The sequence below is a fragment of the Nocardioides ureilyticus genome (assembly GCF_051280745.1).
Taxonomy (GTDB): Bacteria; Actinomycetota; Actinomycetes; order Propionibacteriales; family Nocardioidaceae; genus Nocardioides.
Genome location: NZ_JBNCOG010000062.1, coordinates 1 through 7,770, shown reverse-complemented (window position 1 = coordinate 7,770; position 7,770 = coordinate 1). Strand labels below are relative to the sequence as shown.

The window sequence follows — 7,770 nt, the reverse complement described above, 5'->3', positions numbered from 1 at the left end:
GCCGCCCTGCTCCTGGCTGCCCGCAGCTACCGGCACCGGGCGGCGCGCGCGCTGCTCCGCACGGCCGGGCTCGGCTGCCTCGCGGCCCTGGCGCTGGAGCTGGTCGACGCGCTCGGCGGGACCGTCGGCGCCGCGGTCGCCGCGAGCGGGATCGCGGCCGGCGTCCTGGTGGTCGTCGTGGCGGTCGCCACCGGCCGGGGCTGGCGGTCGGCCTGGTGGTCACGGCGGGCCGAGGTCCTCGAGGGTCTCTGCGGCTCGGTGACGGTCGCCTCGCTGGTGGTCGCTGCCGGCCTCTTCCGTGCCCTGTGGGAAAAGACGTACTGAGGTTTGCCTTCGAGGCCGCGGGGTAGATCGCTGCCTGGCCGGCTGGCTCCGCGGCGGCCGGGCCTCGCAGCAGGACCCGGCCCGTCCGGGGAGTCGAGGTGTGTACACGAGGGTCACCCCTCGGAAGGATTCCCCGCGGAACCACCCCGACGGCGGCGTCGTGCCGCTGATGACAAGGAGACAGCGACATGACGCAGGGCATGTACGGGCAGGGCGAGCAGACACTGTCGAGGGCGGCCGGCATGGTCGCCGAGGCCAAGGCCGACTTCGACCGGATGGCGAGGACGCTCGACGGTCAGATCCAGGGCATGCGCAACCAGTGGGTCGGCCAGGGTGGCGCGGCCTTCTTCGCGCTGCACCAGGCGTGGACCGAGAAGCAGCAGGTGATCGTCAGCGCGCTCAACGAGTTCGAGGCGTCGCTGCAGCGCACCGAGCGCGACAACGTCGCCACCGACCAGGACCAGGGCAGCGGCATGGCCCGGCTGTCGAGCCGGCTCAGCTGACCCGGCGACCACACCAGCCACCAGACCAGCCACCCCACCGGGAGAAGCGACATGAACCTCGACGGCATCCGCATCAACCACGCCGGCCTCGACCAGGCCGCCGCTGACCTCCACACCACCGTGAAGCAGATCGACGACCGCATGAACCGCCTGGAGAACGAGCTCTCCGCGCTGCGCAGCGACTGGGACGGCCAGGCGCAGAACGCCTACCACGTCGCGAAGAGCAAGTGGGACACCGCGATCCTCGAGATGCGGAACCTCCTCGACGAGACCAGCCGGACCGTGAGCCAGTCCAACGCCGACTACGCCGCTGCGGACCGCCGCGGCGCCGCGGCGTTCGAGATCTGAGGGGTCCCGCGGTCCGCGACGACACCGGAGGGGTCGGTGCCTGGTGCGCCGGCCCCTCCGCCGTCCCTCCGTCGTGCCGCCTGCGCGGGGATAGCATGCGCGCGGCCGACCGGCGAGCCCCGCGAGGAGGGACGATGAACCAGGCGCCACCGACGACTTCGGGCCTGGTCCGCGTGACGGTCTCCTCCGGCACCCGGCGGGTCGACCTGGTGCTTCCCGGTGCCGTGCCCGTCGCCGAGCTCGTCCCCGAGCTGGCGCGCAGCGTCGGCCTCCTCGACGCGGCCGTCGTCCACGGTGGCTACCGGGTCGTGACGGCCGAGGGCCGCGAGCTGGCCGCTGATGCCGGACTCACCATCCAAGGCGTCGAGGACGGCGGGCTGCTCACCGTCTCGGCCGGCGTCGACGACGAGCCGCCGCGGGTCTACGACGACGTGGTCGAGGCGATGACCGACGTGGTCGAGCGGGACCTCGAGCCGTGGGACCCGGCCTCCGGCCGGCGGACGGCCCTCGTGACGGCGGGGCTGCTGATGGCGCTCGGCGCCGTGGCCCTCCTCGTCCAGCGCGGCTCGCTCGTGGCCGGCGTCGCCGCCGCCACGGTGGCGCTGAGCCTCGTGGCGGGCGCGGTGGTGCTCTCCCGGGCGCAACGGGAGACCGAGGCGGCGGTCGCGGTCGGCTGGATGGCCGCGGGCTACGCGGCGGTGGCCGGCCTGCTGCTGGTGACCGACGGCGTCCTGTTCGGGCTGCCCCTGGCGGCCGCCGGCGGCGGTGCGGTCCTCGCCGCGCTGGTCGGCCTGGTCGGCGTGGCCGAGGGACGCGCCCTCCTCCTCCCACCCGCTGTCGTGGGCGCCGTGCTCGCGGTGACCGGCCTGGTGGTCGACGCGGCCGGGGTCGACCACCGCGTCGTGCTCACCACCGCCCTCGTCCTCGTGGTCCTGGCCGGCAGCGTCTTCCCCTGGCTGGCTCTCGGGGCCACGAGGACCGACGTCGAGCAGCTCTACACCTTGGCCGACATCACCGCCGAGCCCGCCGAGGTCGATGCCGAGCAGGTCCGGGCCGATGCCCGGACCGCCCACGAGATCCTGGTCGCGATCTCCGGCACCGTCGGCCTGCTGCTGGTGGTGGCGGCCCCCCTCGCGGTCGACCTGGGGCTGGCCGGCACGCTGCTGGCCGCGGTCGCGTGCCTCGTGGTGATGCTGCGGACGCGGCAGTACCGCACCGGGTCCGAGGTCCTCACCGGCCTGGTCTCCGGCGTGGCCGGGCTGCTGGCCGTGGCGGCGTCCCTGCTGTGGCTGCACCCCGACTGGCGACCGACGGTCGCCGTGGTCCTCGCCGTGACCGGTGCTGCGGTGCTCGCCCTGACGCTCGTGCCCACGGAGGGCTCGCTGCGCCGCGGCCGCCTCGGTGACGTGGCGGAGTCGGTCTCCCTCTTGGCCCTGCTCCCGCTCGCCGTCCTGGCGACCGGCGTCTTCACCGCCGTCCGCGGATAGCCGCGATGGCGACCAAGAAGGACCTCGTCGAGGCCCACGCCTTCAGCCGCCGGCGCCTCGTCACGGCGTTCGTCTCGGGCGCCCCCGGAGGCCGCGAGGTCGAGCCCACCCGGCCCGGCCGCACGGTGGTCGGCGGGCTGGCCCTGTCGATCCTGCTCCTCGCCGGGGCGGCGATCGCGTCGGTGCTCAGCCCGCGCGCCCCGAGCGACTGGACCGAGGGCGGCCTGGTGGTCTCCAAGGAGCGCGGTGCGGCGTACGTCGTCCTCGCCGGCGACGACGGTGGTGACGAGGACAGCGACGACCCGGTGCTGCGCCCGGTCATCAACATCACCTCGGCCCAGCTCATCCTGGGCGCGGAGCCCGAGCCGAACGTCGTCGAGCAGGACGAGATCGACCGGTACGCCATCGGCGAGGACATCGGCATCCTCGACGCGCCGGCCACGGTGCCCGAGCCCGAGCTGCTGCTGCAGACGGGGTGGACGGCGTGCACCGCGGACCGGCGCGGCGTGAAGGTCGACGTCTCCACCGAGCAGCGCGTGCGGCCCGCACCGGGCGCCGGCCTGCTCGTCCGTACCGGGGCCCGCCACTACGTCATCGCCCAGTCCGGCGTGCCCGGCCCCGACGGGTCCACCCGCGCGCACGCCTACGAGCTGCCGCCCGCCCCCGGCAACGACCTGCTGCTGCAGCGCATCGGCCTGCCGATCCGGCGCGAGGCGGTGCGGGTGCCCGAGCAGTGGCTGACCCTCTTCCCGTCCGGGGGAGCGCTGGAGCTCGGCTCCTTCGCCCTCGGCGACCTCGGTGGGCCTTCGCCCGACGCCGGGCGCGACGGGCTGCCCGCCGACGCCCGGATCGGCGACGTCTACGACTCCGGCGGCATCCGGCTGCTGCTGACCGAGGCGGGACCCGTGCGGCTCACCGCGTTCGCGCAGGCCGTCTACGAGCACAGCGAGCGCCCCGCCGGCTTCCGGCCCGAGCTGCTCGAGACCTCGGGCGACCCCCAGCTGCGGCAGGCCACGCCGGCGTACGCCGCGGCGAGCTGGCCCGAGGACGCCCTGAGCCCGGTGACCGGCGAGCACTGCGCCGTGCTGGTCACCTCCCCGGACGAGGCGCCGGTGGTGGTCATCGGCACCGATCCTGTCGGTGCGGCTTCGGTCGAGGCGGCCGCGGTGGGTCCCCGCCTCGTGGACCGGTCGGTGGACCCGGGCCGCGGCTCCTACGCGCTGGCCGCCGGCTGGGACGGCGGCGCGGTCGGCTCGCCGTACCTCCTCGACCCCAGGGGTGCGGTCTACCCGCTCGTGGGGGCGGAGGCCGCCGAGCGGCTGGGCTACGGCGACGTGGAGCCGCCCGTCGTCCCCGACCCCTGGATCGAGCTGTTCGAGGAGGGGGTGCCGCTCTCGGTCGACGCGGCCCTCTGCCCGCCGGTCCGCACGACGTCCGGTCAGCCGTGCACATGACGCGCCCGCGCCCGCGCCGGCGCCGTGCCGCAGCCGCGCTGACGGCTGGCCTGGCGGCTGGTGCGGCGGCGGGCGTGCTGCTCGTGCCGGCGCCGGCCCACGGGGACGCGCTGGACTGCACGGGCATCGCGGCCGACGCGGTCGACCCGGCGGTCACCGCCGACCCGAGCCGGCCGCTGGAGCTGATCAACGTCCGGGTGGCGCACGACTGGTTCGCCCAGCGCGGCCGCGAGCCCGGGGAGGGCGTGGCGGTGGCGGTCGTCGACTCGGGCATCGCGCCGCGGGCCGTGGCCGCCGGGCTGCCGGTCGTCGCCCGCCACGTCCTCACGCCGGCCCCCGCCGTGGTCGACCAGCACGGCACGGCGGTCGCGGGCCTGGTGGCCGGACCGCCCCGCGAGCGCGACCTGCCGGTCGGGATCGCGTGGGGCTCGGAGCTCGTGGACATCAAGGTGTACGACGCCGCACCGCCCGCCGACGACAGCCAGGTCGGCGTGGAGCCGGCGAGGGTGGCCGCGGGGCTCGCGTGGGTCGCCGACCGTGCCGACGACCTCGGGATCGGCGTCGTCAACGTGTCGCTGGCGATGACCGACGACCCCCGGGTGCGCCGCGCGGTGCAGCGGCTGGTGGCGGCGGACGTCGTGGTGGTCGCGGCGAGCGGGAACCGGCCCACCGACGAGACCGACCCGCTGCACGCCGTGCTGGCGGCTGGGGGGGACGAGGGCGACGGCGGGCCGGGCGAGGACGTGCGCGGCAAGGTGTTCCCCGCGGCGTACCCGGGTGTCGTCGCGGTGACCGCGACCGCCGACGGGAGCGGCGAGCCGGACGCGAGAGGTGCGGTGCTGCCCAACAGCGACGTCGACGTTGCTGCGCCGGTCTTCGGCGCCGTCTCCTACGGCGTCGACGGCGGGACCTGCGGCCTCCCGCACCTGCACACGTCCTGGGCCGCGGCCGAGGTGAGCGCGGTGGTCGCGCTGGTGCGCTCGGCGCACCCGGAGGAGACCGCGGAGCAGGTCGTCGCCCGCCTGGTCGCGACCGCCAGCGGAACGCCGGGCGTGCGCACCGTGCTGTCCGGGGCCGGCGTCGTGCAGCCCTACGAGGCGATCGTCCGCCCGCTCGGCCCGGACGCCGGTGGACGGCTCGCCCGCCTCCGTGGCGCGGCACCGGCCGTCGGCCCGGCCACGGCGGTCCCCGAGCAGGCGGACGTGCTGGCCGGCGCCCGCGACCAGGTGGTGTGGTGGGGCCTGCTGGGAGGCGGCGCACTGGCGCTCGCGTGGGTGCTGCGGCCGTTGCTCGCCCGGCGGCGCTGAGCCGTTGCTCGCCCGGCGGCGACGAGCGTCGTACGACGAACGGCGCCGCGCGGGGCTGCCGCGCGACGCCGTCCGAGGTGGTGGCGGAGGATAGGGGATTCGAACCCCTGAGGGCTGTTAACCCAACCCGCTTTCCAAGCGAGCGCCATAGGCCACTAGGCGAATCCTCCGCGGAGGAGCGTACCGGTCGGCATCGGTGCCGGTGAAATCTGGCCGGGCTGGCGGCCCGGCCGGACCCGGACCGGTCGGGTGCGGACTCGGGTTGGTGCCGCCCGACGCCTCACCTACACTCGTGGCAACCCCCCGTGCGGCGGCACCTCGCCCAACTCCCCCAGGGCCGGAAGGCAGCAAGGGCAAGCGAGCTCTGTCGGGTGCACGGGGGGCCTTCGCGTTCCTGGGGCCCTCGGCGCCCTCGTCCGTGCCGCGGCCTCCCGGTTGTCGGTGCCGGTGGTTACTGTTCTGGCGTGGAGTCACCCCTCGCGCTGTACCGCCGCTACCGGCCGGAGACGTTCCGTGAGGTCATCGGCCAGGACCACGTCACCGAGCCGCTGCGCGCCGCGCTGGCCAACAACCGGGTGAACCACGCCTACCTCTTCTCCGGTCCGCGCGGGTGCGGCAAGACCACCTCGGCGCGGATCCTGGCCCGGGCGCTCAACTGCGAGCTCGCACCGGTCGCCGACCCCTGCGGCCAGTGCGACAGCTGCCGCGACCTCGCCCGCGGAGGCCCCGGGTCCATCGACGTCATCGAGATCGACGCGGCGTCGCACGGCGGTGTCGACGACGCGCGCGACCTGCGGGAGAAGGCCTTCTTCGCCCCCGTCCGGAGCCGCTACAAGGTCTACATCATCGACGAGGCCCACATGGTTACCACGCAGGGCTTCAACGCCCTGCTGAAGCTGGTCGAGGAGCCGCCGCCGCACCTGCGCTTCATCTTCGCCACCACCGAGCCGGACAAGGTGCTCCCGACGATCCGCTCCCGGACGCACCACTACCCGTTCCGGCTGATCCCGCCGCGGCTGCTCTCGTCGTACCTCTCCGAGCTGTGCGAGAAGGAGGGCGTGGCCATCGAGCCGGCCGCCCTCCCGCTCGTCGTCCGCGCCGGTGCCGGCTCGGCGCGGGACACGCTCTCGGTCCTCGACCAGCTGCTCGGCGGTGCGGGCCCCCAGGGCGTGACCCACCAGCTGGCGACCGGCCTCCTCGGATACACGCCGGACACGCTCCTCGACGAGGTCGTCGACGCCTTCGCCGCGGGTGACGGGGCCGCCGTCTTCGGTGTCGTCGACAAGGTGATCGAGACCGGCCAGGACCCGCGCCGGTTCACCGAGGACCTCCTGCGGCGCCTGCGCGACCTGGTCATCGTCGCGGCGGTGCCCGATGCCCCGGCGACCGGGCTCATCGACGTCTCCGAGGACCAGGGCGAGCGGCTGGTCGCCCAGGCGGCGCGGTTCGGCGCGCACGATCTCACCCGCGCCGCGGACCTGGTCGCCAGGGGGCTGACCGAGATGCGCGGCGCCACCGCGCCCCGGCTGCTCCTCGAGCTGGTGTGCGCGCGCGTGCTGCTGCCCGGGGCCGATGACGGCGTCGACGGGCTCGCCGCCCGCCTCGACCGGCTGGAGAAGCGGGTCTCCATCACCGGTACGCCGAGCGCCGCGGCGCCGCGGCCCTCGGTCCCGCCGGTCGAGCGACCCTCCGCCACCGAGGTGCCGTCCGCTCCCTCGCCGGCCCCCTCGCCGGCCCCCTCGCCGGACACGTCACCGGAGCCGTCACCGGACCCCGCGCCGGAGCGGACGGCCGACACTGTCGGCCAGCCGGCTGCCGCGCCCGAGGCGGTGCCGGACCGGCGGCCCCAGCCACACCTGGCCCCGCGCGAGCAGGAGGCCCAACCCGAGCAGGAGCCCCAGCCCGAGCCGGCGGCCCCGGCGGCGGCTCCGGCGGCTCCGGTTCCGGACGCACCCCCAGCGGCCGCTCCGGCGCCGGAGACCCCCGGGCCGGGCGGCCTGACCCTGGTCGACGTCCGGCGGCTCTGGCCCGACATCGTCGAGGCCACCAAGCTGCGCCGTCGGGTCACCTGGATCCACCTGACCCAGAACGCCCAGGTGGTCGCCGTCGACGCCAAGACGCTCACCCTCGGCTTCATCAACGCCGGTGCCCGCGACTCCTTCGACAACGGCGGCAGCGCCGAGGTGGTCCGGCAGGCGGCCATCGACGTCGTCGGCGCCGACTGGCGGATCGAGACCATCGTCGACCCGGGCGCGCGCGCCGACGCCCCGCCGCCGCCCCCGGCGGCCGCCCCGACGCCCCCGCCCGACTGGTCGTCGCCCCGCCCCGCCACCGACGCCATCCGTCG

At 75.8% G+C, this 7,770-nt stretch carries 7 protein-coding genes, 1 tRNA gene and 1 other RNA gene; 8 read left to right on the top strand and 1 reads right to left on the bottom strand.

Annotated elements, in window-relative coordinates; translation table 11 throughout:
- The 6 genes from ACSMHG_RS19350 to ACSMHG_RS19325 all read left to right on the top strand — a co-directional run.
- Window positions 1–324: hypothetical protein (locus ACSMHG_RS19350; RefSeq protein WP_435748188.1), on the top strand; the 324-nt coding region annotated here is incomplete at its 5' end.
- A 188-nt stretch (window positions 325–512) separates the two neighbouring features.
- The gene (locus ACSMHG_RS19345; RefSeq protein WP_435748186.1) at window positions 513–827 is read left to right on the top strand and encodes a WXG100 family type VII secretion target; all 315 of its coding nucleotides are present in this window, start codon (window positions 513–515) and stop codon (window positions 825–827) included.
- Between the two features lie 51 nt (window positions 828–878).
- Window positions 879–1,175, top strand: coding sequence for a WXG100 family type VII secretion target (locus ACSMHG_RS19340; protein ID WP_435748184.1), 297 nt, complete (start codon window positions 879–881; stop codon window positions 1,173–1,175).
- A 134-nt stretch (window positions 1,176–1,309) separates the two neighbouring features.
- Window positions 1,310–2,662, top strand: a complete 1,353-nt coding sequence (gene eccD, locus ACSMHG_RS19335; protein ID WP_435748182.1) for a type VII secretion integral membrane protein EccD — start codon at window positions 1,310–1,312, stop codon at window positions 2,660–2,662.
- A 5-nt stretch (window positions 2,663–2,667) separates the two neighbouring features.
- A complete protein-coding gene (locus tag ACSMHG_RS19330) occupies window positions 2,668–4,116 on the top strand; it encodes a type VII secretion protein EccB (RefSeq protein WP_435748180.1) in 1,449 nt (482 codons plus the stop codon).
- Window positions 4,113–5,423 carry a S8 family serine peptidase gene (locus ACSMHG_RS19325; RefSeq protein WP_435748178.1) on the top strand — a complete coding sequence of 437 codons (1,311 nt, stop codon included), beginning with the start codon at window positions 4,113–4,115 and terminating at the stop codon, window positions 5,421–5,423. The genes ACSMHG_RS19330 and ACSMHG_RS19325 overlap by 4 nt, the downstream gene beginning before the upstream one ends.
- 81 nt (window positions 5,424–5,504) lie before the next feature.
- Here ACSMHG_RS19325 and ACSMHG_RS19320 read toward each other — a convergent pair.
- Window positions 5,505–5,593 (bottom strand) — tRNA-Ser (locus tag ACSMHG_RS19320).
- Window positions 5,594–5,720: 127 nt separating this feature from the next.
- Here ACSMHG_RS19320 and ffs point away from each other — a divergent pair.
- Both ffs and ACSMHG_RS19310 read left to right on the top strand, forming a co-directional pair.
- Window positions 5,721–5,811, top strand: an RNA gene (ffs, locus tag ACSMHG_RS19315) — signal recognition particle sRNA small type.
- Window positions 5,812–5,887: 76 nt separating this feature from the next.
- A partial coding sequence (locus ACSMHG_RS19310) for a DNA polymerase III subunit gamma and tau (protein WP_435748176.1) occupies window positions 5,888–7,770 on the top strand: 1,883 nt, incomplete at its 3' end.